The 698-nt window shown below is 62.9% G+C and carries 1 rRNA gene; it reads left to right on the top strand.

The annotated features are described in order from the left end of the window. Positions 1 to 122 precede the first annotated feature (122 nt). A 23S ribosomal RNA gene (locus D452_RS0126955) occupies positions 123 to 698 on the top strand; the annotation flags it as partial.

The raw sequence follows: 698 nt of genomic DNA, 5'->3' as shown, positions 1-698 counted from the left end.
GTGGGTCGTCGTCCCGGTGCCACCCCGACGAAGACGCGTCCCGGTTCGGGGCGGGTTGTGGTCGGGCTCGTGGTGTGCGGTTTGATTTGTGGATAGTGTGCGCGAGCATCTTGTATCTGCGGTGGCCAAGCAAGAGTGGCATACGGTGGATGCCTTGGCACCAGGCGCCGATGAAGGACGTGGGAGGCCGCGATAGTCCACGGGGAGCCGTCAACCGGGCGTTGATCCGTGGGTGTCCGAATGGGGGAACCCAGCCCGAGTTGTGTCGGGTTGCCGCCGTCTGAATGTATAGGGCGGTCGGTGGTGACGCGGGGAAGTGAAACATCTCAGTACCCGCAGGAAGAGAAGACAACAGTGATTCCCTCAGTAGTGGTGAGCGAACGGGGATGATGGCTAAACCGTGCGCGTGGGATAGGCGGCAGTCGTTGCGTGTGCGGGGTTGTGGGGTATGTCTGTTCCGGGTCTGCCGATCCGGTCCGTGGTGGTGTGTGTCAGCCGAAGCCGTTGGGAAGCGGCGCCGGAGCGGGTGAGAGTCCTGTAGGCGAAGGCGCATGGCATCGTGGTGGGCGTGGCCCCGAGTAGCGCGGAGCTCGAGGAATTCCGTGTGAATCCGGCAGGACCACCTGTCAAGCCTGAATACGTCCTGGTGACCGATAGTGGACGAGTACCGTGAGGGAAAGGTGAAAAGTGCCCCGGTG

This window comes from Nocardiopsis prasina DSM 43845, assembly GCF_000341265.1.
Lineage (GTDB): Bacteria > Actinomycetota > Actinomycetes > Streptosporangiales > Streptosporangiaceae > Nocardiopsis > Nocardiopsis prasina.
This window is presented reverse-complemented; position numbering and strand designations above follow the sequence as displayed.